The organism is Klebsiella sp. BDA134-6 (genome assembly GCF_015601345.1).
Classification (GTDB): Bacteria; Pseudomonadota; Gammaproteobacteria; order Enterobacterales; family Enterobacteriaceae; genus Klebsiella; species Klebsiella grimontii.
The window spans coordinates 2,218,039-2,241,174 of sequence record NZ_CP064784.1 but is presented as its reverse complement, the minus strand read 5'-3'; the positions used below and the strand labels follow the sequence as shown (position 1 = coordinate 2,241,174).

General features: G+C 58.0%; 17 protein-coding genes and 1 tRNA gene. 7 read left to right on the top strand and 11 right to left on the bottom strand.

Translation table 11 applies throughout. From position 1 onward, the window contains the following. The first annotated feature begins 10 nt into the window (after positions 1-10). Together IYV58_RS10175 and IYV58_RS10170 are read left to right on the top strand one after the other, a co-directional pair. Positions 11-688, top strand: a complete 678-nt coding sequence (locus IYV58_RS10175) for an isochorismatase family protein (RefSeq protein WP_004131326.1) — start codon at positions 11-13, stop codon at positions 686-688. Between the two features lie 145 nt (positions 689-833). After that, positions 834-921 (top strand) — tRNA-Ser (locus tag IYV58_RS10170). A gap of 590 nt (positions 922-1,511) precedes the next feature. On the opposite strand, the gene IYV58_RS10165 is transcribed toward IYV58_RS10170, so the two are convergent. From IYV58_RS10165 to IYV58_RS10150, 4 genes are all read right to left on the bottom strand, one after another. After that, positions 1,512-4,586, bottom strand: a complete 3,075-nt coding sequence (locus tag IYV58_RS10165) for an efflux RND transporter permease subunit (protein WP_004131324.1) — start codon at positions 4,584-4,586, stop codon at positions 1,512-1,514. After that, positions 4,583-5,731, bottom strand: a complete 1,149-nt coding sequence (locus IYV58_RS10160; protein WP_004131322.1) for an efflux RND transporter periplasmic adaptor subunit — start codon at positions 5,729-5,731, stop codon at positions 4,583-4,585. Before IYV58_RS10160 ends, IYV58_RS10165 begins: the two co-directional genes overlap by 4 nt. A 78-nt stretch (positions 5,732-5,809) precedes the next feature. Then, on the bottom strand, positions 5,810-7,006 hold the full coding sequence (locus IYV58_RS10155; protein ID WP_195729558.1) for a sensor histidine kinase: 1,197 nt from the start codon (positions 7,004-7,006) through the stop codon (positions 5,810-5,812). Continuing rightward, entirely contained in the window at positions 7,003-7,698 is a 696-nt protein-coding gene (locus tag IYV58_RS10150; protein WP_004131317.1) for a response regulator, read from the bottom strand. Before IYV58_RS10150 ends, IYV58_RS10155 begins: the two co-directional genes overlap by 4 nt. Before the next feature lie 122 nt (positions 7,699-7,820). Here IYV58_RS10150 and IYV58_RS10145 point away from each other — a divergent pair, with 122 nt between their 5' ends. Together IYV58_RS10145 and IYV58_RS10140 are read left to right on the top strand one after the other, a co-directional pair. Next, positions 7,821-8,609 (top strand): MipA/OmpV family protein, encoded by a 789-nt coding sequence (locus tag IYV58_RS10145; RefSeq protein ID WP_112166303.1) that lies wholly within the window; start codon positions 7,821-7,823, stop codon positions 8,607-8,609. Between the two features lie 155 nt (positions 8,610-8,764). Further along, the gene (locus IYV58_RS10140; protein ID WP_004131314.1) at positions 8,765-9,058 is read left to right on the top strand and encodes a YciI family protein; all 294 of its coding nucleotides are present in this window, start codon (positions 8,765-8,767) and stop codon (positions 9,056-9,058) included. Positions 9,059-9,108: 50 nt separating this feature from the next. Here the strand turns inward: IYV58_RS10140 and phoH are convergent, their stop codons facing one another. From phoH to efeU, 4 genes are all read right to left on the bottom strand, one after another. After that, the gene (gene phoH, locus IYV58_RS10135) at positions 9,109-9,897 is read right to left on the bottom strand and encodes a phosphate starvation-inducible protein PhoH (RefSeq protein WP_032742089.1); all 789 of its coding nucleotides are present in this window, start codon (positions 9,895-9,897) and stop codon (positions 9,109-9,111) included. 509 nt (positions 9,898-10,406) lie between these two features. Next, complete coding sequence (gene efeB / locus IYV58_RS10130; RefSeq protein ID WP_195729557.1) at positions 10,407-11,687, bottom strand: iron uptake transporter deferrochelatase/peroxidase subunit; 1,281 nt, start codon at positions 11,685-11,687, stop codon at positions 10,407-10,409. A gap of 4 nt (positions 11,688-11,691) precedes the next feature. Further along, positions 11,692-12,819: an iron uptake system protein EfeO gene (gene efeO, locus IYV58_RS10125; RefSeq protein ID WP_004131308.1), complete on the bottom strand. Its 1,128-nt coding sequence runs from the start codon at positions 12,817-12,819 to the stop codon at positions 11,692-11,694. A 52-nt stretch (positions 12,820-12,871) separates the two neighbouring features. Further along, entirely contained in the window at positions 12,872-13,702 is an 831-nt protein-coding gene (gene efeU, locus IYV58_RS10120) for an iron uptake transporter permease EfeU (protein ID WP_004131307.1), read from the bottom strand. Between the two features lie 273 nt (positions 13,703-13,975). Here efeU and IYV58_RS10115 point away from each other — a divergent pair, with 273 nt between their 5' ends. Continuing rightward, positions 13,976-15,160, top strand: a complete 1,185-nt coding sequence (locus IYV58_RS10115) for a NupC/NupG family nucleoside CNT transporter (protein ID WP_195729556.1) — start codon at positions 13,976-13,978, stop codon at positions 15,158-15,160. 72 nt (positions 15,161-15,232) lie between these two features. On the opposite strand, the gene IYV58_RS10110 is transcribed toward IYV58_RS10115, so the two are convergent. Together IYV58_RS10110 and putP are read right to left on the bottom strand one after the other, a co-directional pair. Further along, complete coding sequence (locus IYV58_RS10110; protein ID WP_004131305.1) at positions 15,233-15,667, bottom strand: DUF3574 domain-containing protein; 435 nt, start codon at positions 15,665-15,667, stop codon at positions 15,233-15,235. Between the two features lie 112 nt (positions 15,668-15,779). Continuing rightward, positions 15,780-17,288 (bottom strand): sodium/proline symporter PutP, encoded by a 1,509-nt coding sequence (gene putP / locus IYV58_RS10105; RefSeq protein WP_195729555.1) that lies wholly within the window; start codon positions 17,286-17,288, stop codon positions 15,780-15,782. Between the two features lie 427 nt (positions 17,289-17,715). On the opposite strand from putP, the gene putA reads away from it, so the two are divergent. Continuing rightward, positions 17,716-21,678, top strand: coding sequence for a trifunctional transcriptional regulator/proline dehydrogenase/L-glutamate gamma-semialdehyde dehydrogenase (gene putA / locus IYV58_RS10100; RefSeq protein WP_142446123.1), 3,963 nt, complete (start codon positions 17,716-17,718; stop codon positions 21,676-21,678). Between the two features lie 193 nt (positions 21,679-21,871). After that, positions 21,872-22,267: a lysozyme inhibitor LprI family protein gene (locus IYV58_RS10095; RefSeq protein WP_004131302.1), complete on the top strand. Its 396-nt coding sequence runs from the start codon at positions 21,872-21,874 to the stop codon at positions 22,265-22,267. Here IYV58_RS10095 and rutR read toward each other — a convergent pair. Then, on the bottom strand, positions 22,264-22,902 hold the full coding sequence (gene rutR, locus IYV58_RS10090; protein ID WP_004131301.1) for an HTH-type transcriptional regulator RutR: 639 nt from the start codon (positions 22,900-22,902) through the stop codon (positions 22,264-22,266). The two genes, IYV58_RS10095 and rutR, sit on opposite strands and share 4 nt — an antisense overlap. Positions 22,903-23,136: the final 234 nt, after the last annotated feature.

The window sequence follows — 23,136 nt, the reverse complement described above, 5'->3', positions numbered from 1 at the left end:
GGTGAAGAATATGTCTACCCCAGCTAACTTTAATGGTTCTCGTCCGGTTATTGATGTCAATGATACCACCATGCTGCTGATCGACCACCAGAGCGGTCTGTTCCAGACCGTGGGCGATATGCCGATGCCGGAGCTACGGGCGCGCGCCGCCGCGCTGGCGAAGATGGCCTCGTTAGCCGGCATTCCAGTGATCACCACGGCGTCAGTGCCGCAGGGCCCGAATGGCCCGCTGATCCCTGAGATCCATGAAAATGCGCCGCATGCGCAATATATTGCGCGTAAAGGAGAGATTAACGCGTGGGATAACCCGGAATTTGTTGCCGCGGTAAAAGCGACCGGGCGTAAAACGCTGATTATCGCCGGTACCATTACCAGCGTCTGCATGGCGTTCCCGTCCATTGCCGCCGTCGCCGATGGCTATAAGGTTTTTGCCGTCATTGATGCTTCCGGTACCTATAGCAAGATGGCGCAGGAAATCACACTCGCCCGCGTCGTCCAGGCTGGCGTCGTGCCAATGGATACCGCGGCGGTTGCTTCTGAACTGCAGCGCACCTGGAATCGACCGGATGCCGCTGAGTGGGCCGAGGTGTATACCAAAGTCTTCCCGGCATACCAGCTGCTGATCGAGAGCTACGCCAAAGCTCAGGACGTGGTCAAGAACAACGAACAGCTTGATTCACAGCGTTAAAATGCCTGCCTCGCCGCACTACGGCGGGGCAGTGTTCATTGCTTAACCGAACGATAGCAAAAGAATAAATACTGCTTGACCGTTTTAGCGCAACTCCCTATAGTAGCGCCCCGTTGCCCACCCAAGGTGAGCAGCAAAACAATATGGTGAGGTGTCCGAGTGGCTGAAGGAGCACGCCTGGAAAGTGTGTATACGGCAACGTATCGGGGGTTCGAATCCCCCCCTCACCGCCATATTCAAAGAAGAGCTCGTACGCAAGTACGGGCTTTTTTTTTCGCCTGTTGCACTCCCCCGGGGGGGATGAGAAGCCCCGACCGGGGTTCGACAACTGGCGACAGCCAGTTGGACAGATGACGAGCCTGCGAGGAATCTACCCCGACAAAATTGCCGGGAGCAATTTTGAACAGCGCCTGCGCTGACCCCGAAGGGGCGAGGCCCAGGGATGGGCCGAGTAACGGCGAGCGCAGCGAGTCAATCCCCCCCTCACCGCCATCTTCAAAGAAGAGCTCGTACGCAAGTACGGGCTTTTTTTTCGCCTGTTGCACCCCGCAGGGGGGATGAGAAGCCCTGACCGGGGTTCGACAACTGGCGCCAGCCAGTTGGACAGATGACGAGCCTGCGAGGAATCTGCCCCGACAAAATTGCCGGGAGCAATTTTGAACAGCGCCTGCGCTGACCCCGAAGGGGCGAGGCCCAGGGATGGGCCGAGTAACGGCGAGCGCGGCGAGTCAATCCCCCCTCACCGCCATCTTCGAAGAAGAGCTCGTACGCAAGTACGGGCTTTTTTTCGCCTGTTGCACTCCACCGGGAGCAATCTGTTTTATCAAGCGGCGTGACGCCTTTTCCAGTATCTCCCCATCTCCAGCAACATGCTAAAGGACGCCGGAAGCACGGTTAACGTGACGAGCGTGGCGACGATGAGCCCGCCAATGATGGCATACGCCATCGGCCCCCAGAAGACCTGGTGAGAGATGGGGATCATGCCCAGGATCGCGGCGCAGGCGGTCAGAAATATTGGCCTGGCCCGGTGCTCTGCGGCGGCAATAATGGCGGCCTCGCTTTCCATACCCTGAGCCAGATTATTATCGACCTCACTGATAAGTATCACGGCATTGCGGATAATCATCCCCGCCAGCGCGATCGCGCCGAGCAGAGCCACAAATCCCATTGGCGTATCGCTCGGCAGCATGGCCATGACGATCCCCGGTAAGCCGAACGGGGCCATTAACAGAGCCAGAAGCATACGAGAATAGCGCCGTAGCTGGAGCATCAGCAGTAACAGCATCACCCCGAGGGTGACGGGTAAAATATCAAAAACCGAGCTATTGCCTTTTTCGGACTCCGCGACCACCCCGCCTTCTACAATGCTGTAACCGATGGGTAGACCCGCGCGCAGTTTATCCACCGTCGGGCGCAAACCGTCCGATACGCCTTCTGCCCGCATCCCCGGCGCGAGGTCGGTTTGTACGGTGATGAACGGCAACCTTTGCCGACGCCAGAGTACCGGATCGTCCACTCCCCAGTCCGGCGTGGCTACCGCGCCAAGGGGAATTTTTTGTCCATCGCGCCCCTCCACCGTCAGCGATGACAGGGTAGCAAGATTCAACCGCTCGCTATCATTCGCCCGCAGCACCACGTCAATCAGCCGATCGTCATCCCTTATCGACGTCACCGTCGTGCCGGACCAGACAGTATTAAGCGTCTGCGCCAGACTCTGCGACGACACCCCCGCCGCCCGCGCAGCAGTCTGGTTCACCTGCAGAACGAGGGTTCTCTCCGGCTCGCCCGCGGTCTGATTCACCTCCCGGGTTAACGGCGAGCGCCCTATCGCCTCGGCCAGACGCCCGGCATACTCTCTGACCTTGAGATAATCCGGACCGCTGATCCGGTATTTGATCGGCCAGCCCACCGGCGGCCCCAGCTCCAGCGGCGAAACGCGCGAAGTCAGATCGCTGAATTGCGTGGCCAGCAGCGTATTTAACTGTTCCCGCAGGCGGTCCCGGGCGGCCAGATCCTTCGCCACCACCACCAACTGCGCCGTATTTTCATTATCCAGCAGAACATCCATCGGTAAGTAAAAGCGTATAGCGCCCGAACCCACATAGGTCGAGTAATGATCAATATTGCGATTCCCGGCAAGCGCCCGTTCCAGCCTTTCCGTTTGTTTCTCCGTGGCAGACTGCGAAGCATTGGCCGGCAGCGTCAGGCTGACCAGCAGCTCCGGACGATCGGATGAAGGGAAAAACTCCCCCTGCATAAACGTTGTGCCATACACCGATACCCCTAGCGCGGCCAGCGCAATTCCCAGGGTGGCGAGCCGGTGGCGCAGCGCCGTTCGCAGAAGTCGTCCATATCCCCGCGCCATTCGGCCCGGGCCCGCGGCATGATGTTTAAGCTTTTCCGGCAGCAGCCATGCTCCGGTCAAAGGAGAGAACAGAATCGCCACGATCCATGAACTCAGCAGCGCCATCAGTACCACGGCAAACAGCGAAAAGCAGTATTCGCCAGCGCTGGATGAGGCAAAACCGACGGGAATAAACCCGGCAATCATAACCAGCGTACCGGTCAGCATTGGAAATGCCGTGGTTTTGAAAGCATAGGTCGCCGCCAGCCGTCGCGTATCCCCGGCCTCCAGCCGGGATACCATGGTTTCCACGGCGATCATGGCATCATCCACCAGCAGCCCAAGCGCAATAATCAGGGCCCCGAGAGAGATTCGCTGCAGGCCGATGCCTGCCAGCATCATTCCGGCAAAGGTCATCGCCAGCACCAGCGGGATCGCCGCGGCCACCACCAGCCCGGCCCTTAATCCCAGGGAGACAAAAGAAACCGCCAGCACAATCAGCACGGCTTCCACCAGCACCCGGACAAACCCGCTTACCGCGCCGCTGACCACCGCCGACTGGTCAGCCACTTTCACCATCTCGATACCGTGCGGCAGCCCGGCGCCGATGGCGCTCATTCTGTTGTTCAACGTCGCGCCAAAGCGCAGCATATTTCCCGTTGGCGCCATGGAAATCGCCAGTCCAATGGCAGGACGCCCGTTAACGCGAAACGCCGCAGAAGGCGGTTCGGCCGCTCTTCTCTCGATGGTGGCAATGTCGGTCAGGGGAAGATAGCGATCGTTAATGCGCAGGGTGACGGCGCGTAAGCTCTCTTCGCTCCTGAGCGCCCCGCTGACTTTTATCGTCATCTTCTCCTGCCCGGTGCGCAGAACGCCGGCCGGAACTACCGCATTCTGGGCCCGCAGAGCATCCGTAACCTGCTGAATGCTGAGCCCCATACCGGCCAGTCGGGCGGGTGAAAAAGCGATCGCAATCTGCTCCTGCTGTTCGCCAAGCAGAACCGTTTTGCCGATATCCGGCACGGACATCAGTTCACGGCGGATCGTCTCCACCTGCTGGCGCACCTCCTGGAGGGTATATCCGTCAGGAACAAAGCCATAAATCGTGCCGTACGTGTCGTCAAACTCATCGTTCACGCTCGGCCCCTGCGCGCCTTCGGGCAGCGATGGCGCGATATCCTGCATTTTTTTGCGGATCTGATACCAGATCGCCGGGACTTTTTGCGCTGGCGTGTCATCGCGGAGATTAATATAGATAACCGTTTGTCCGGCCCGGGTTTCACTTTCGATATAATCGAGCCAGGGCGTTTCCTGCAATTTTTTTTCCAGCACATCCGTCACCAGATGGGTCGTATCCGTTACCGATGCGCCCGGCCACTGTGCGGATACCACCGCCGTTTTGATAGTGAACGCCGGATCTTCATTACGCGGCAGCAGCGTATAGCTGAGCGAACCGATAACTATAATCAGCAGCATAAAAAAGCTGACCATTTGCGGATTTTCCAGCGCCCAGGCGGAGAGGTTAAAGGTATATTTTGACGACGCTATTTTCACGGCTGCTTCTCTCCGGCGACGACTTTTTCCCCCGGACGAAGTTTACTCACGCCAGCGGTAATAACCCGGTCGCCGGGCATAAGGCCTGAGGCGATGATAACGAAAGAAGCCGTGTAGCTAGCGGGAACGACAACGCGCAGCTGCGCCTGCATCTGCGGGGTAATCACAAAGACGGCCGGTTTTTCTCCGCAACGGCTCAGCGCCGAAGCCGGTACCGCGTAACCCGCCGAGCCTGATGCCGGTAGCCTTACCGTGACGCTGGAGCCCAGCGCCATCGCAGCGGGCGGTTTCTTGAGAGTAGCCCTGACGCGCCATGTCCGGGTCTGGGGATCGGCCTGTGGGCTAATATCACGCAAAATGGCGAAGGCGTTCACTCCGGCATCGCTGAGCAAAGCAACCTGAAATTCCTCCGCCTTTTGCGCCTCAATCTTAGCGGGATCCGGGATATCAAACACCACGTCGCGCGCCTGCCCGGCCGCCAGCGTCACCACCGTCTCACCGGCGTTGACGACCTGACCGGGAGAGGCGCTGACCGCCGTAATGATCCCCTCGCCCGGAGAGGTCAGCCGAGTCCAGCCAAGGCTTTCCCTGGCGTTGCGCAAAGCGGCCTCGCTGCTCTTCACCCGGGCGCTGGCGACCAGCCAGTCCGCCCGCGCACTGTCGAGTTGGGAGCGGGCGATTGCCCCTGTCGCGATGAGTTTTTGCATCCGGCTAACGTTCAGCGCGGCTACCCGGGCGGTCGCTCTGGCGCTCTCTTCGTCAGCCGTCGCGCTATCCAGCTGGTTTTGTGCGCTGGTATCGTCAAGCGTGGCCAGCAGCTGCCCGTAATTGACCCGATCGCCAATATCCACCGCGCGCGTCATCATCCTGCCCGCCGTGCGGAAGCTCAGGGCCGTCTCATCGTGCGCATGGATCTCGCCGGTTCTTTCCAGAGAGGGAAGCGTTGCTGGGGAGCCGATGACCACGTAGCGCACCGGGCGGGCGGGAGCCGGCTTATCGCCGCTTTTATCGCCACAGCCCACCAGCGGTACGATCATCAGGGCCAGTACGATCGGCGGCAACAGCGCAAACCAGGGTAGCGACCGCTCGGCGCCGAGCAAAGCGTACACGCACTGACGAAGGGAAAGAACTAACTCATATAACATAACGCCACTCCGTTCGGGAAATGGCGCCATTACATGACACATTAATCGAGAATGGCTCGACGTTCTGTCAAGGGATTATCAAGACGGGCTCTTTTCTTCCACGCCGGGATCGTACGGCAGATGAACGCGAATCAGCAGACCGCCGCTCGCCGGTAACGACGCGCTAATGCGCCCCCCGTGCGCCGCGCAGATAGCGCGCGCAATGGATAATCCCAGGCCGCTGCCGCCGGAGTGTCTGGCGCGGGACGCCTCCTCGCGGGTGAAGCGCTGGAACATTTCCGGTAAAAAATGCCGCGCCACGCCGGGCCCGTCATCAACAAAATCGATGAGGTAAGCCCCCTCTTCGCGGCGCAGTTTAATGGCGAGATGGCCCCCCTTGCGCCCATAGCGAACGGCATTTTCCATCACGATGGTAAAGACCTGCCCTATGCGGAAGGCGTCGCCGCGAAAGGGGCATGACGGCGAAGGCTGAATGGCGATCGTGACGCGCTGAGCGTCCGCCTGCGGCGTTAACCATGCGGCTCGCTCCTGAAGGAGCTCATCCAGAGAGAATGGCTGGTCATCCAATACCAGATTGCCGGCATCCGCGAGGGAAAGGAGATGCAGCTCATCCGTCAGCCGATTCAGATGCTGGAGCTGTTTCATCACCATCTCCAGCTGCTGCGGCTGGGTATCAAAAACGCCATCCAGCATGCCCTGCAGACGGCCAATCGCCGCCGTCAGAGGGGAGCGAAGCTCATGCGCCATCGCCACATGCGAGGCGCGGAGTTCTTTATCGTAGCGGGCCAGCTGGCCGGTCATTTTGTTAAAGTCGGCGGCAAAGCGGATCATTTCCGCCGGCGCGTCCTCAATCAGCTCCGCCTGGCGGCCAAATTGCCCTCCGGTCACATCCTTCGCCGCATCACGAAGACGGCTGAACTGCAGCGATAGCGGACGGGCGTAGCGCAGCCCCATAACAACAATGAAGGGGATCATGACCAGCACCAACACCGCTACGGTCACCCAGTCCGCCGAGGCGATAGAGGGAGTGGAATAACTCAATCCCCACCAGGTATCGACAATCTGATGAAAACGCGCCGGGTTGGCCTCGGGATTGCGGCTGAGCGCGACAAATTCCTCGCGCAAGGCGGGCGGCATTTTGTGCATGATCCAGTAGTTCTGCACGGCAAAGCGCAGCCACATACAGGTGGCGATAACAATCACGCTGCCGATAGCCAGCGCCAGAATACGCCCGCAAATCCAGCGCCAGAGAGAAGAGTGTCGGGTCTTGATCATGGTTGTCTGAACCTGTAACCCACGCCGCGAACGTTGACCAACGCGCCGGATACTCCCGCGGCCTCCAGTTTTTTACGCAGGTTATAAATATGCGTATCCACCACGCGCTCCAGCGCTTCGCTCTCGGGAAGGCAGCGCTCCAGCAGATATTGTCGCGAAAAGGGGCGAACGGGGGCGCGCATCAGCGTGGCCAGAAGCGAAAACTCGGTCGGAGTCAGGTCGAGAATAGACGCAGGTTCCCCCGAGCGACTGACGGTCGCGACAATGGCCGCGACATCGACCTCCAGCCCCTGCCAACGCAGAATGTCTTCCCGGGCGTCGTCTTTACGACTACGCCGGAGCACGGCCTGAACGCGCGCCACCACTTCGCCTGGGTGGTAGGGCTTGACCACATAATCGTCGGCGCCGTAGCGCAGCGCGCCAATACGATCGGGCATGTCTCCCATTGCGGTCACCATAATCACCGGCACATCGCTTTTTCGCCGCAAGCTGGCCAACACCTCGGTTCCGTTTAGCCCGGGCAGCATCACATCCAGCAAGATCAGGTCAGGCTTCCAGCGCTGCGCCATATCCAGCCCGGAGAGTCCGTCCATGGTCACCGCCACGTCATAGTTTTCCCGGCGTAAATAGGCCTCAAGCACGCCGGCCGCGTCAGCGTCATCTTCAATTATCAGCACTCTTCTGGACAACATCTGTTCACCTTGACCGTTTCTTAACACTATCCCGACCGTTTATTGATTTAGCAAAACCATACTGCAGCGGCATTCTGCGGCGTCCCCGATCGGACGGCGCCCGTTTCCATATGGAGAACAGTATGATAGCCAGAAAAATTTCGCCGTATATGGTCGTGCCGTTTTTAATGGTGATAACGCCCGGCGCGCGCGCCGATGAAGCCGCCGCGCCTTCCGATGGGCTGACTATCGGGGTGGGGGGAAAGTACGCGCCTCGTTACAGCGGTTCTGACAAGCAGATTTGGCAGGTGGTTCCCGTAATACAGGGTCGGAAAGGCGCTTTCTTTATTGATAGCCAAAAAGGCATAGGCTACGACCTGTCAGGCGACAGCGGCCTCTACTTCGAGCACACGCTCGGTTACGACCTCGGGCGAGCGGAAAAAAACTCGAGCTGGCGCGATGGGGCTAATACGCTGAAGGGGATGGGTAATATTAAAGCCACCATGAATACCGCCTTTGCCGTCGGCTGGTCGGTCACGCCGTGGCTCACCGTTGAAGGCAAGGCTACACTTCCGCTCACCGACGCCCAGGGCGTGCATTATCAAACTTCCGCCACCCTCCTGCTGGTTCAAAACACGCAAGATATCGTTGCTTTAAAGTCCGCCGCGCTGTTTGGCGACAGCCGGTACGTCAATACGTTTTACGGCGTTGACCACCGGCAGAGCCTCCGTTCCGGCTATCGCCCCTATCGCTCAGCCGGCGGATTTTACGGCATCGATAACGCGCTGACCTGGAGCCATCAATATGACGAGCATTGGGGCTCCATTCTCAGCGCCGGCTATAGCTGGCTCGGGGAACACGCCGCTGACAGCCCGCTCGTCTCCCGGCGCAATGAAGGTTCCGTAACGGCGGCAATCACCTGGACATTTTGAGCTATAGGTCAGCAACAATTATCCGCTCTATAGCAGTAAACCGCCGTTATTTTCGTTTGTAGCGCGCCTGGATAACGTGATGAAAAAAGCCAGAAACCCCATCCACGCTAATGATAAACTTCTGCAGCGTTACCTTTAAATGTTAAGGAAGGAATATGAGCACCATTGCCGTTGTTGTTCTGACTTACGTTAAACCGCTTGAGGAAGTTGACGCCCAGCTTGCTGCACACGTGGAGTGGCTGAAGCAAGGGTACGCTGACGGAATATTTCTCGCTTCGGGGCGTAAAATCCCCAGGTCCGGCGGCGTGATTCTGGCTAAAGGCGATGATCTGGATGCGCTGCAAAACTGGCTGAGCCAGGATCCGTTTCAGCAATCGGGCGTAGCGAAAGTCGAGATCGTTCCTTTTGAAGCAACGATGGCCAGCCCCTCGCTGCAGGCTCTTCTGTAGTGCGCTAAAAACAAAGCCCGGTCGCCCGGGCTTTGCAGACTCAAAAGGACTCAGTAATAGGCTTTCAGCGCGCGCTGGCAAAGCGTTGATCGCACGCAATCGTCGGTCGTAAAACGCACAATACCGACCATCTCATCCTCCTCAAAACGCGCCAGCGCATCGCTCAGGCCCGAGCGGACTCCAGAAGGCAGGTCGCACTGGGTAATATCGCCGTTGACGATAACCGTCACGTTCTCCCCGAGGCGGGTCAAAAACATCTTCATTTGCGCAGCGGTCACGTTCTGGGCCTCGTCCAGAATCACTACCGCATTTTCAAATGTACGTCCGCGCATGTAGGCGAACGGCGCGATTTCCACCTTGCCGATTTCCGGGCGCAGGCAGTACTGCATAAAGGAAGCCCCTAGCCTTCTCACCAGCACGTCATAAACCGGGCGGAAATAGGGAGCGAACTTCTCGGCGATATCTCCCGGTAAGAAGCCGAGATCTTCGTCGGCCTGCAGAACGGGACGGGTAACAATAATTCTGTCCACATCCTTATGGATCAGGGCTTCAGCTGCTTTTGCCGCGCTAATCCAGGTCTTACCGCACCCGGCCTCGCCCGTGGCGAAGATCAGCTGTTTATTGTCGATGGCATTCAAATAATGCGCCTGAGCCTCATTCCGTGCTTCGATTGGCGATGCATCGCGGCTGTCCCGCGCCATGCCAATGGCTTCTACGCCACTCATTTGCACAAGCGATGTGACCGATTCTTCTTCGCGCTGCTTATGGCTTCGCGAATCCTGTCTCAGCACACGTTTGGCCTCACGACGAGCTCTGGTCACTGCTTTTTGTCTTCCCATGGATAGCACCTTGCGTTGTTGGTTTACATCACACGCGCCACGATCGACGCGATTATGCGCACTAACGATTGAGGTTTGGCTTCCTTGTAAGCCATTGCTTGCCTGACGAATTGGCAGAGGGTCACGGCTACGCGCACCGGTAACCTTGCCTGGGTTCGGGTTTTCTTTGCGAGAGGAGGAGGATTTTGCGGTGTGAAAATCGCGGCCGGAAGTTGGGCTCCCGTGCTGATGAGTACGGTCTGGGGTTTGACGTTTTCCGTTACAGCAATCGGGCATTCGCGATCTCCATAATGAAACGAGACTACTGCCGAGAACTACCGCGCCTGTAATAAGTACATCAGAAATAATTCTAAGCGCAACTTATTTTTCACATACAGACAACAAATAATTCTCATCACAGCTGAGGAGAGTTTCCGACTATAAGATTACAGAAAAATGAAACAAGGCAGGAAATACAAAAAATGAATGGAAAAACAGCAGAAAACGCCCTGCCCGTGCGGGCAGGTACGTCAGGCTTCGAGCAACGATTGCCCAAGATAATGCCGATCGTCGATAACCCCCGGCAGAACAAAGAAATAGCCGCCGCCAATGGGCTTCACGTACTCCTCCAGCGCTTCTCCGTTCAGGCGCTTTTGCACCGTCAGGAAGCCTTTTTCCAGATCGTGCTGATAGCAGACAAACAACAGCCCCATATCCAACTGCCCGGAATTGGTCACCCCCAGCGAATAGCTGTAGCCCCGGCGCATCATCAGGCTGGATTGCGTTTCCGGGGTGCGCGGATTGGCCAAACGAATATGGCTATCGAGCGCAATGGTATCGCCGTCAGGGTCTTTGCTGTAATCCGGCACGTCGTGCTCGTGCTGCATCCCAAGCGGCGCGCCGCTCAGCTTATCGCGGCCAAAAATGGTCTGCTGCTCTTTCAGCGGCGTACGATCCCAGAACTCAACGTGGAACTGAATAATCCGCGCCGCCTGATAGCTGCCGCCCGTCGCCCACGCGGGCTCTCCCTGGTCGGCGGTAACCCACACCACCTTATCCATTAGCGCCTTATCGGTGCTAATCGGATTCGCGGTGCCATCTTTGAAGCCCAGCAGATTCACCGGCGTCTCTTTACCCTTGCTGCGCGCGGCGCTGTCGGAGATGAACCCTTCCCGCTTCCAGCGCACGCTGAGCAGATCCGGGGTGTGCTTAATCACGTCCCGCAGGGCGTGAATCACCGTATCCTGGGTATTGGCGCAAATTTGCAGCAGCAGATCGCCGTGGCACAGCGCCGCATCCAGCGAATCGTTCGGAAAACGCGTCATCTTCTGCAGCGCCTTCGGCGCCTGATTAGCCAGGCCGAAACGCTCGTCAAACAGCGAATGCCCCACCGAGACGGTGATCGTCAGGTTATCCGGCGCGATCCACGGCCCGAGAATGCCTGAGTCCATCGGCGGCAACCGCGGGTTCGGCGTCTCCGGCGCAGGGCCGCCTTTGGTCAGAAAGGCGATACGCCCGGTCAGCAGGCGAAACAGCCGCTCAAGGTCCGCTTTATCGCTGGCGAGCACGTCAAAAGCGACCAGCATAATCGATGCCTGCTGCGGCGTCAGCACGCCGGCCTGATGCGGACCATAAAACGGCTGCGCTTCCATACGCGCGTTTGGCGACAGCGTGCCCGGAGAGCTATTGTCTTTTGCCGCGTGCGCCACCGGACAGCCGCCGGTTATCGCCAGCGCGCCGCCAAGCGCGCCGATCCCTTTTAATAACCGCCGCCGGGACGGTTCATTAACATCATATTTTTGCTCAGCCATCGACTTAGTCCAGACCCAGGATCCCGCGCAGCTGGGCCAAATCTTCCGCCAGCGTGGTGATCGGGCCTTTCAGCGCGTTACGATCGGCATCCGTCAGCTTGTCATAGGTCTCGAAGCCGTCTTTGGTGCGGTATTTGCTGAGAATGGTATCCACTTTTTTGAAGTTGGCGTCCACCTTCGCCAGCAGCGCGCTGTTCTCTTTCTGCAGCTGCGGACGCAGCAGGTCGACGATTTTCTGCGCGCCGTCAATGTTGGCCTGGAAATCCCACAGGTCAGTATGGCTGTAGCGATCTTCTTCGCCGCTGATTTTGCTGGCGGCCACTTCTTCAATCAGACCGGCAGCGCCGCCGACCACTTTTGACGGCGGGAACGCCAGTTCGCTAATGCGTTTTTGCAGATCGAGAACGTCGGCGTTCAATTGATCGGCATAGTTATCCATTCCCTTGACGCTATTATCGCCAAACAGCGCTTTTTCCAGCCGGTGGAAACCGGTGAATTTCGGATCTTCGGCTTTTTTCTCGTAGTCATCCTCGCGGGCGTCGATGCTACCATCAAGATCGGAGAACAGCTCGGCGATCGGTTCGATACGCTCATAGTGCTGGCGCGTCGGCGCGTACAGCGCTTTCGCCTTCTCGATATCGCCCGCTTTCACCGCATCGGTAAAGGCTTTGGTGCCGCTAACCAGCTCCGCGGTCTCGGCGGTAACGTAGGCTTTATAGGCGGTAATAGCCTCACCCAGGCTGAGCAGCGCATCGGCTTTGGCGGCATCTTTGGTCGCCTCGCCGGTCACCGTCAGTTTGCCTTTCGGGTTGGTCAGCAGACCACAGGTCATATCATATTCGCCCGGCTGTAGGTTGGCCGTCAGCTTTTGCGTAAAACCGGGAGCGATATTCTCCCGCTCCTCCACCACCATCACCCCTTTCAGAATTTCCCACTCCAGCGCTTTCTGGCTGTGGTTCTGAATGATGAACTGGGTTTTACCCGCCTTCACGGTGACGTTCATCGGCTCGCACTGTTTGTCGGTGACGGTCACTTTGACCTGCGGAATATCGGCCGCCTGGGCGTAAAAAGCCGAGCTGAACAGCGCAGCGAGCGTAAGCTGCAGCGCATTACGACGAAAATGATTCATCATGACCATCCCTTTCGATAAGTATGTTGTCACTATTGCAATCCGCGATGCCCGACTACGCTGCCCGGGATGCGGTGGTTTTTTTACCCGGCGGCGAGACGTACAGCGCCAGCGCCGGGATCAAATAGATAAAGTAGACCGCCACTTCGCTGACGGTCGGCGTTTCCTGATAGCCAAAGATCCCCTCCAGCAGCGTGCCGAATAGCGTGTGCGTCGAAATGACGTTGCTCAGGTCGAAGGCGACCTCCTGGAAGTGGTTCCACAATCCGGCCTCATGGAAGGCGCGGATAGCTCCCGCGGCGAGGCCAGCGGCCACCAGCAAAATAAACAGGCTGGTCCATTTGAAGAAGACGCCGAGATTCATGCGGATACCGCCCCAGTAGATCAGGAACCCTAAAACGATGGCCGTCGCCAGACCGAGCATCGCCCCAATGGGCGGCCAGATCCCGACATCCTGCTGGAAGGCGGCGAGCAGGAAAAAGACCGATTCCAGGCCTTCACGCGCGACGGCGAAAAAGACCATCATCACCAGCGCCCAGCCGTGATTATTCCCGCGCTGGAGGGCATTATCGACCGCCTGCTCAAGCTGCTGTTTGACGTTGCGCGACACTTTACGCATCCAGAACACCATCCACGTCAGAATGCACACCGCCACCACCGCCACGATGCCCTCAAACAGCTCCTGCTCGCGCTGCGGAAACTCGCCGGTGGTTTCGTTGATAAAGATTCCCAGGCCCAGGCACAGCGCCGCCGCAAGCAGCACCCCAATCCACATTACGCCAATCCAGCTGCCGCGCTGGGTGCGTTTCAGATAGCTGGCAATCAGGCTGACAATCAGCGCAGCTTCCAGGCCTTCACGTAACATGATGAGAAATGGGACAAACATGCCAACACCCTTAAATGTGAACCGCAGTCAACTGATGCAAAGATAGGTAAATATTTCTGATAGTGATTATCATTACAATAATCAGAAACACAAGTGAAATGTGGAGTGAATGATGACGATTTGTAAATTAGTCGCGAACAAATAATGACTTGCGCGATTATCTCGCAGCCCTGGCCCCACGGGTCAGGCGGACGGGATTTTTAGCGCCAGATATTTACCCGGCAGCCCAGCTGTGGCTAAATGGCGGCCTTATTGACCTGCGAAATAAACGACATGACTCAATTCTTGCACTTCCTGCTGGCGCTGGTGGTTATCCTCGCCCTTGCCTGGCTTGCCAGCTATGACCGTAAAAAAATCCGCATTCGCTATATTATCCAGTTAATTGTTATTGAAGTTGCCCTGGCTTTCTTTTTTCTCCACGCCGAAAGAGGCCTGTGGCTAGTGAAAAATATCGCTTCCTTTTTTGAGTCCCTACTCGGTTTTGCCGCCGAAGGTACCAATTTTGTATTTGGCGGCATGAGTGAAAAAGGACTGGCGTTTATTTTCCTTGGCGTGTTGTGCCCCATCGTCTTTATCTCCGCGCTCATCGGTATTCTTCAGCACTGGCGTATTCTGCCGATTTTCATTCGCCTGATTGGCACCCTGCTGTCAAAGGTTAACGGAATGGGTAAGCTGGAGTCCTTCAACGCGGTCAGTTCGCTGATCCTCGGTCAATCAGAGAACTTTATTGCCTATAAAGGGGTGCTCGGCGACCTCTCTTCACGCCGCCTGTTCACCATGTCGGCCACCGCGATGTCGACGGTTTCGCTCTCCATCGTCGGCGCTTATATGAGTATGCTCGACGCGAAATACGTCGTCGCCGCGCTGATCCTGAATATGTTCAGCACCTTTATTGTGCTGTCGATCATTAACCCGACGCGTCCGGGCAGCGAGGAGGAGATCAAGCTTGAAAAACTGCATGAGTCGCAGAGTTTCTTTGAAATGCTCGGTGAATATATTCTGGCCGGTTTTAAAGTCGCGATGATTATTCTGGCGATGCTGATTGGTTTTATCGCCTTAATTAGCGCGATTAATGCCCTTTTCGCCACGATATTTGGCCTGAGCTTCCAGCAGATCCTTGGCTACGTCTTTTATCCGCTGGCGTGGCTGATTGGTATTCCGCTTAGCGATGCGCTGAATGCCGGGAGTATTATGGCGACGAAACTGGTGGCCAATGAATTTGTCGCCATGATTGAGCTGCAAAAAATAGCCGCCAGTATGACGCCGCGCGGGCTGGGAATTTTATCTGTGTTTCTGGTTTCCTTCGCCAACTTTGCCTCTATCGGCATTATCGCCGGGGCAATTAAAGGCCTGAATGAGCAACAGGGGAATATCGTTTCCCGCTTCGGTCTGCGCCTGGTGTATGGCGCAACGCTGGTCAGCCTGCTCTCCGCCAGCTTTGCGGGACTGGTACTGTAACCGAAGCGCGTTTGGCCAGTTATCCCGGGGGCGGCGCAGAGCGCCTTACCCGGGAATGTCATCGGATTCAAGTTAAAAATGTACGCACACCGGCTGGTCAACGCGCATCACCGACTCCTGCGCAAAGCGTGATTTATAGGTAGTGCGCAGCGCCTCAATCCCCTCTTCGCTCTTCGCATCTTTACCGTGAATCAGCATCAGCGCCTTGCTCTGCTCGCGCGCCACGGTACCGTCATTGCCCAGCCACTGCCCGCGCGCGTCAAAGACCGTCAGACCATCGCGAAAGCGTGGCGTCACGTCGCGGTCAACGAACTGCTGCCACTCCTGAGCGGTGATATCCTTCCCGGCCGGACGGCTTAAGCCGAAATAAAGCGTGGTTTGCACCATCGCGTTATCCGCCGGGCAGGCGTTTGCATCGACCGCCGGGGTGGTCTTCGCGGCAGGTGCTACGCAACCGCTCAATAATCCTGCCAGCACCAGCGCCACTGCCCCCTGTCTGAAACTCATTTCGCTACCCTCATTGTTATTTGTGCTGAGATATCAGCGTATTTTCAAACGATTAGCAAGAGGCATAAATAACAAAGCCCGCAGAGCGCGGGCTTGATGGGGTTGCAGGGGCTTACTCGGCGGTCGCGCGCACCGGCGGCGCGGAGTGATAATGGGCGTCCGCTTTGGCAAAGCGTCGCTGCATCTCGGCAGAAGGCGCTTTACCCAGCAGGCTGAAGACCAAAATCCCCAAGCTACCAAAGATAAAGCCAGGGATGATTTCATACAGGCCCAGCCAGCCGAACTGCTTCCAGACGATGACCGTGACCGCGCCGATGATCATCCCGGCCAGCGCGCCGTTACGGGTCATTCGTGACCACATCACCGAGAACAGCACTACCGGGCCAAACGCCGCGCCAAAGCCTGCCCATGCGTAGCTTACCAGGCCCAGTACGCGGTTCTCCGGATTGGCCGCCAGGGCGATCGCAATTAACGCGACGACCAGCACCATAAAGCGTCCTACCCATACCAGCTCTTTCTGACCGGCATTTTTACGCAAAAACGCTTTATACAGATCTTCGGTAATCGCGCTGGAGCACACCAGCAGCTGGCAGCTCAGGGTCGACATCACCGCCGCAAGGATAGCCGACAGCAGGATCCCGGCAATCCATGGATTGAAGAGAATTTGCGCCAGTTCGATAAAGACGCGTTCGGCGTTCTGATTAACCGCACCGGCAAGGGCCGGGTTGTTATTGAAGTACGCAATACCAAAAAAGCCGACGGAACAGGCACCTGCCAGGCAGAGGATCATCCAGGTCATGCTGATGCGACGAGCGTGAACGATGCTGTGATGCGAATCCGCCGCCATAAAGCGCGCCAGAATATGCGGCTGACCAAAATAGCCCAGCCCCCAGCCCATCAGCGAAATAATCGCCACGAAGTTCAGGCCCTTGAGCATATCAACGTTCTCGATGCTCTTTTGCTTAATCACCTCCAGGGAATCGCCAAAACCGCCGACGGAAATCACCACCATCACCGGCGTCAGGATCAGGGCGAATATCATCAGGCTGGCCTGAACGGTATCGGTCCAGCTCACCGCGAGGAAGCCGCCGACAAAGGTATAAATAATGGTTGCCGCCGCGCCAGCCCACAGCGCGGTTTCGTAGCTCATGCCAAAGGTGCTTTCAAACAGACGCGCGCCGGCCACAATACCGGAAGCGCAATAGATGGTGAAAAATAACAAAATCACCAGCGCCGAGATAATTCGCAGCACGCGGCTTTGATCTTCAAAGCGGCCGGTAAAATAATCCGGCAGCGTCAGGGCGTTATTATTCGCCTCGGTATGCACCCGCAAACGCCCCGCCACCAGCTTCCAGTTAATCCATGCGCCTAACGTCAGGCCAATGGCAATCCAGCTTTCGGAAATACCGGAAATAAATATCGCCCCCGGCAGCCCCATCAGCAGCCAGCCGCTCATATCTGAGGCCCCGGCGGAGAGCGCGGTGACGAATGGGCCAAGGCTGCGGCCGCCGAGAATATAATCATCAAAGTTCTTTGTCGAACGCCATGCAATAAAACCGATGAGTACCATGCCAAAAATATAAACAATAAAAGTCACCAACATGGGTGTGCTAATAGCCATGTAAAAATCTCCAGAATTTTTGTCGACAGCGTCCAAATTTGTCGTTTTATCCACTACCGGAACGGGGCAATGGCCTATTGGTTGTATTGGGCGACCGTATCCTGACGGAAGCTTTGTTTTTTCACAAACGATTTAACACAGCATTTACACGAAATGCTTCCAGGACCAAACTTCATTTTGTTATAGGTTGCACTCTCTCACGTTTTTAACGGTTGCACCACGCAAAAGTGTTAACTGACGCATAGAAATACCTTATTAGACAGGGGATAAATACCTGCTATTTTCGTCATTATTTTTAACATTACCGGCGTTTTACTACCTGCCACACATTTATCAATTAACAAGGTTGCACAAAGTTGCAACATGGTAGATATTTCTACGCAACCTCATCTTGGCACGAAGACGTTCTATTACAGGAGTTCCTGACATGGGCACCACCACCATGGGTGTAAAACTTGACGACGCGACGCGCGAACGCATTAAATCCGCGGCGAGCCGTATTGACCGCACGCCGCACTGGCTGATTAAACAGGCCATTTTCAACTATCTGGAAAAGCTGGAAAATGACGAGACGCTGCCGGAGCTGCCGGCGCTGCTGTCAGGCGCGGCCAACGAAAGCGATGAGGCCGGTAACCCGGCTGACGAACCTTATCAGCCCTTCCTCGATTTCGCCGAGCAGATCCTGCCGCAGTCCGTTTCCCGCGCGTCGATCACCGCCGCCTGGCGCTGGGCCGAAACCGACGCCGTACCGATGCTGCTGGAGCAGGCTCGCCTGCCGCAGACTCTCGGCGAACAGGCGCACAAGCTCGCGTATCAGCTGGCGGAAAAGCTGCGCAATCAGAAAACCGCCAGCGGCCGCGCCGGAATGGTTCAGAGCCTACTGCAGGAGTTCTCGCTCTCCTCGCAGGAAGGCGTGGCCCTAATGTGCCTGGCGGAAGCCCTACTGCGCATTCCGGACAAAGCCACCCGCGATGCCCTCATCCGCGACAAAATCAGCAACGGCAACTGGCAGTCGCATATCGGCCGCAGCCCGTCGCTGTTCGTCAACGCCGCCACCTGGGGACTGCTGTTTACCGGCAGGCTGGTCTCGACCCATAACGAAACCAGCCTGTCGCGCTCGCTGAACCGCATTATCGGCAAGAGCGGCGAACCGCTAATCCGCAAAGGCGTCGATATGGCGATGCGTCTGATGGGCGAGCAGTTCGTTACCGGCGAAACCATCGCCGAAGCGCTGGCCAACGCCCGCAAGCTGGAAGACAAAGGCTTCCGCTACTCCTACGATATGCTGGGCGAAGCGGCGCTGACCGCCGACGATGCCCAGGCCTATATGGTCTCCTACCAGCAGGCGATCCACGCCATCGGCAAAGCCTCCAACGGACGGGGCATTTATGAAGGACCGGGCATTTCGATTAAGCTCTCCGCGCTGCACCCGCGCTACAGCCGCGCCCAGTACGACCGGGCGATGGAAGAGCTGTACCCGCGCCTGAAGTCGCTGACCCTGCTGGCGCGCCAGTACGATATCGGCATCAACATTGACGCCGAAGAGGCCGATCGGCTGGAGATCTCTCTCGATCTGCTGGAAAAACTCTGCTTTGAGCCGGAGCTGGCGGGCTGGAACGGGATTGGCTTTGTGATCCAGGCCTACCAGAAACGCTGCCCGTTCGTGATTGACTACCTGATCGACCTCGCCACCCGCAGCCGTCGTCGCCTGATGATTCGTCTGGTAAAAGGCGCCTACTGGGACAGCGAAATCAAACGCGCGCAGATGGACGGCCTTGAAGGCTATCCGGTCTATACCCGCAAGGTCTACACCGACGTCTCCTATCTGGCCTGCGCGAAAAAGCTGCTGGCGGTGCCGAACCTGATCTACCCGCAGTTCGCGACCCATAACGCCCACACCCTGGCGGCGATTTATCAGTTGGCCGGGCAGAACTACTACCCTGGACAGTACGAATTCCAGTGCCTGCACGGCATGGGCGAGCCGCTGTACGAGCAGGTCACCGGTAAGGTCGCCGATGGCAAACTGAACCGCCCGTGCCGTATTTACGCGCCGGTTGGCACCCACGAAACGCTGCTGGCGTATCTGGTGCGCCGTCTGCTGGAAAACGGCGCAAACACCTCATTTGTTAACCGTATCGCCGACAGCACCCTGCCGCTGGATGAGCTGGTTGCCGACCCGGTCGCCGCGGTGGAAAAACTGGCCCAGCAGGAAGGTCAGGTGGGTCTGCCACACCCGAAAATCCCGCTGCCGCGCGATCTTTACGGTCAAGGGCGCAGCAATTCCGCCGGCCTGGATCTCGCCAACGAGCATCGTCTGGCCTCACTCTCCTCCTCGTTATTAAACAGCGCGCTGCATAAATGGCAGGCGCTGCCGATGCTGGAGCACCCGGTGGCCGAAGGCGAAATGCAGGCGGTCGTGAACCCGGCGGAGCCAAAAGATATCGTCGGCTACGTGCGCGAAGCCACCGATGACGAAGTTCAGCAGGCGCTGACCAGCGCGGTTAACAACGCGCCAATCTGGTTCGCCACCCCGCCGCAGGAGCGCGCGGCGATCCTCGAACGCGCCGCGGTGCTGATGGAAGGCCAGATGCCGACTCTGATGGGCATCCTGGTACGCGAAGCGGGGAAAACCTTCAGCAACGCGATTGCCGAAGTGCGCGAAGCGGTGGACTTTCTCCACTACTACGCCGGTCAGGTGCGTAACGATTTTGACAACGAAACTCATCGCCCGCTGGGCCCGGTCGTCTGTATTAGTCCGTGGAACTTCCCGCTGGCGATCTTTAGCGGACAAATTGCCGCCGCGCTGGCGGCCGGCAATACCGTGCTGGCAAAACCCGCCGAGCAGACGCCGCTCATCGCCGCTCAGGGCGTGGCTATCCTGCTGGAAGCGGGCGTGCCGCCGGGCGTTATTCAGCTGCTGCCGGGCCGCGGGGAAACCGTCGGCGCCGCGCTAACTTCCGACGAGCGCGTACGCGGCGTGATGTTCACCGGCTCTACCGAAGTCGCCACCCTATTGCAGCGCAACATCGCCAGCCGGCTTGACGCTCAGGGCCGCCCGACGCCGCTGATCGCCGAAACCGGCGGCATGAACGCGATGATCGTCGACTCTTCGGCATTAACCGAGCAGGTGGTGATTGACGTACTCGCCTCGGCGTTCGACAGCGCGGGACAGCGCTGCTCCGCCCTGCGCGTACTCTGCCTGCAGGATGATATCGCCGACCATACGCTGACCATGCTGCGCGGCGCGATGGCCGAGTGCCGGATGGGTAACCCGGGCCGTCTGACTACCGATATCGGGCCAGTGATTGACGCCGAAGCCAAAGAGAATATCGAGCGCCACATCCAGACGCTGCGCGCCAAAGGGCGCAAAGTCTTCCAGGCGGTGCGCGAAAACGGCGAAGATTCCCGCGAATGGACCAGCGGCACTTTCGTTCCGCCGACGCTTATCGAGCTCGACAGCTTCGACGAGCTGAAAAAAGAGGTCTTCGGTCCGGTGCTGCACGTGGTGCGCTATAACCGCAACGAGCTGGACGGGCTGGTCGAGCAGATCAACGCCTCCGGCTACGGCCTGACCCTCGGCGTGCATACCCGTATTGACGAAACCATCGCTCAGGTCACCGGCAGCGCCAACGTCGGCAACCTGTACGTCAACCGCAATATGGTCGGCGCCGTGGTCGGCGTGCAGCCGTTCGGCGGCGAGGGCCTGTCGGGTACCGGTCCAAAAGCCGGCGGTCCGCTGTATCTGTACCGACTGCTCTCCAGCCGCCCGCAGAACGCCGTCGGGATCACCCTCGCCCGCCAGGACGCGGAGTACCCGCTGGACGCGCAGCTGAAGACGCTGCTGGAAAAACCGCTGGTCGCTTTACAGCAGTGGGCGGCGGATCGCCCGGAACTGCAGGCTCTGTGCCAGCAGTTCAGCGAGCAGGCGCAGGCCGGAACCCAGCGTCTGCTGCCGGGGCCAACCGGCGAGCGCAACACCCTGACCTTTATGCCGCGCGACCGGGTGCTGTGCGTGGCCGATAATGAGCAGGATGCGCTCACCCAGCTGGCGGGCGTGACCGCCGTTGGCTGCGAAGTGCTGTGGCCGGACGCCCCTCTGCAGCGCGAGCTGGCGAAAAAGCTGCCGCGAGAGGTCAGCGAGCGGATCCACTTCGCTAAAGCGGAAACCCTGACGACCGAGCCTTTCGATGCGGTTATCTACCACGGCGATTCCGATCAGCTGCGGGAGCTGTGCGAACAGGTAGCGGCGCGCGATGGCGCGATCGTTTCGGTGCAGGGCTTCGCCCGCGGCGAGAGCAATCTGCTGCTGGAGCGCCTCTATATTGAACGTTCGCTCAGCGTCAATACCGCCGCGGCCGGCGGCAACGCCAGCCTGATGACGATTGGCTAAGCCTGCTTCCCGGGTTGCGGCTGATGCCTTACCCGGGCTACCCCAACGCAGGCCGCGCGTACCTGTAGCCCGGGCAAAGCGCTTTGCGCCGGCCCCGGGAAAGCAGACGGCACGATGTCAGCTAATGACACCAGACGCAGGCTGTGGTTAATTAAGGCTCCCGGACGGGAGCTTTTTTTATGGGAGTTGACCAATGAAACGCACTTTACTCGCTTTTGCCGCGCTGCTGGCAAGCACCCATGCGCTGGCGGACGAATGCAGCAACGCCAGCAATCAAACGGAAATGAACCAGTGCACCGCCGCGCAGTACCAAGCTGACGACAAAAAATTAAATGAAACGTATCAGGAAGCGCTGAAGCGCGCCTCCGGCAAGCAGCAGGAATTGCTGAAAAAAGCGCAGCTGTCGTGGATTGCGCTACGCGACGCCGACTGTCAGTTCCTCGCCTCCGGCGCTGAGGGCGGCAGCGTACAGCCGATGCTGATCAACCAGTGCATGTCCGATAAAACCGTCGAGCGCGAGTCGTTCCTCGCCTCGCTGCTGCAGTGCGAGGATGGCGATCAGAGCTGCCCGCTGCCGCCCGCCAATTAACGCACACGGATCCCTTCAATAATCATCCGCTGGACATTATCGACGGTTTGCTGAAAAAACGTCTCATCGCGCAGCGTCGCGCCGGTTACCGCCTCAACCTGAGTGGCGAAATCGGCGTAATGCTGTGTGGTCGCCCAGATCATAAAGATCAGATGCTGCGGGTCAACCGGCGCCAGCCGGCCGCTCTCGACCCAGCCGGAAATAATCGCCGACTTTTCATCCACCAGCGCTTTCAGATCGCCGGTCAGTTCACCCATCAGCAGCGGCGCGCCCTGCAGCATCTCCAGGCAGAACAGCCTTGACGCTTGCGGGTGATCGCGGGACACCTCCAGCTTGAGGCGAATATATTCGCCGATAGCCACCAGCGGGCTGATATCTTCGCGAAAGGCCTTCAGCGGCGCCAGCCAGATAGCCAGAATCTGCTGCAGCACGGCAATATACAGCGCCTCTTTCGACGGGTAGTAGTAGAGCAGGTTCGTTTTCGATACCCCGGCCAGCTCGGCGACCTGCTCAAGCCGCGTACCGTGGATACCAAACTGCGAGAACGCATCGAGCGCGGCGGCCAGGATCGCCTCTTTTTTCGCGCTCACCGCCAGTGAACGTTTGCCGATCTTTTTCACGCTGCCCTGTGCCATTCGTCATCTCCTTCTTTTCACGCCATCAGCATAGCAAATGCCCAGCGCCGACACGACTCTCTGCACCCTGATTGCGCACGACTGCGGTTTTTTCGTGCACCGATTTTGACCATTCAGTCCACTTTTATTGCTGCTATTTTCGGCAACCATCCAGTAACACATTAATAACATTAGCCTTTGTAAAACTGGCATCGCCTTTGCTTTATTTTTCAGGCGAGGTGATTGAGGGAGATG

What these genes read in the sequence shown, in the direction of transcription:
- efeU (WP_004131307.1), bottom strand. Translation starts at nt 13,702, where the DNA reads ATGTTTGTCCCATTTCTCATCATGTTACGTGAAGGCCTGGAAGCTGCG.
- IYV58_RS10145 (WP_112166303.1), top strand. Translation starts at nt 7,821, where the DNA reads ATGATAGCCAGAAAAATTTCGCCGTATATGGTCGTGCCGTTTTTAATG.
- efeO (WP_004131308.1), bottom strand. Translation starts at nt 12,819, where the DNA reads ATGATGAATCATTTTCGTCGTAATGCGCTGCAGCTTACGCTCGCTGCG.
- IYV58_RS10155 (WP_195729558.1), bottom strand. Translation starts at nt 7,006, where the DNA reads ATGATCAAGACCCGACACTCTTCTCTCTGGCGCTGGATTTGCGGGCGT.
- putP (WP_195729555.1), bottom strand. Translation starts at nt 17,288, where the DNA reads ATGGCTATTAGCACACCCATGTTGGTGACTTTTATTGTTTATATTTTT.
- IYV58_RS10175 (WP_004131326.1), top strand. Translation starts at nt 11, where the DNA reads ATGTCTACCCCAGCTAACTTTAATGGTTCTCGTCCGGTTATTGATGTC.
- IYV58_RS10115 (WP_195729556.1), top strand. Translation starts at nt 13,976, where the DNA reads ATGACTCAATTCTTGCACTTCCTGCTGGCGCTGGTGGTTATCCTCGCC.
- putA (WP_142446123.1), top strand. Translation starts at nt 17,716, where the DNA reads ATGGGCACCACCACCATGGGTGTAAAACTTGACGACGCGACGCGCGAA.
- IYV58_RS10095 (WP_004131302.1), top strand. Translation starts at nt 21,872, where the DNA reads ATGAAACGCACTTTACTCGCTTTTGCCGCGCTGCTGGCAAGCACCCAT.
- IYV58_RS10110 (WP_004131305.1), bottom strand. Translation starts at nt 15,667, where the DNA reads ATGAGTTTCAGACAGGGGGCAGTGGCGCTGGTGCTGGCAGGATTATTG.
- rutR (WP_004131301.1), bottom strand. Translation starts at nt 22,902, where the DNA reads ATGGCACAGGGCAGCGTGAAAAAGATCGGCAAACGTTCACTGGCGGTG.
- IYV58_RS10160 (WP_004131322.1), bottom strand. Translation starts at nt 5,731, where the DNA reads ATGTTATATGAGTTAGTTCTTTCCCTTCGTCAGTGCGTGTACGCTTTG.
- IYV58_RS10140 (WP_004131314.1), top strand. Translation starts at nt 8,765, where the DNA reads ATGAGCACCATTGCCGTTGTTGTTCTGACTTACGTTAAACCGCTTGAG.
- efeB (WP_195729557.1), bottom strand. Translation starts at nt 11,687, where the DNA reads ATGGCTGAGCAAAAATATGATGTTAATGAACCGTCCCGGCGGCGGTTA.
- phoH (WP_032742089.1), bottom strand. Translation starts at nt 9,897, where the DNA reads ATGGGAAGACAAAAAGCAGTGACCAGAGCTCGTCGTGAGGCCAAACGT.
- IYV58_RS10150 (WP_004131317.1), bottom strand. Translation starts at nt 7,698, where the DNA reads ATGTTGTCCAGAAGAGTGCTGATAATTGAAGATGACGCTGACGCGGCC.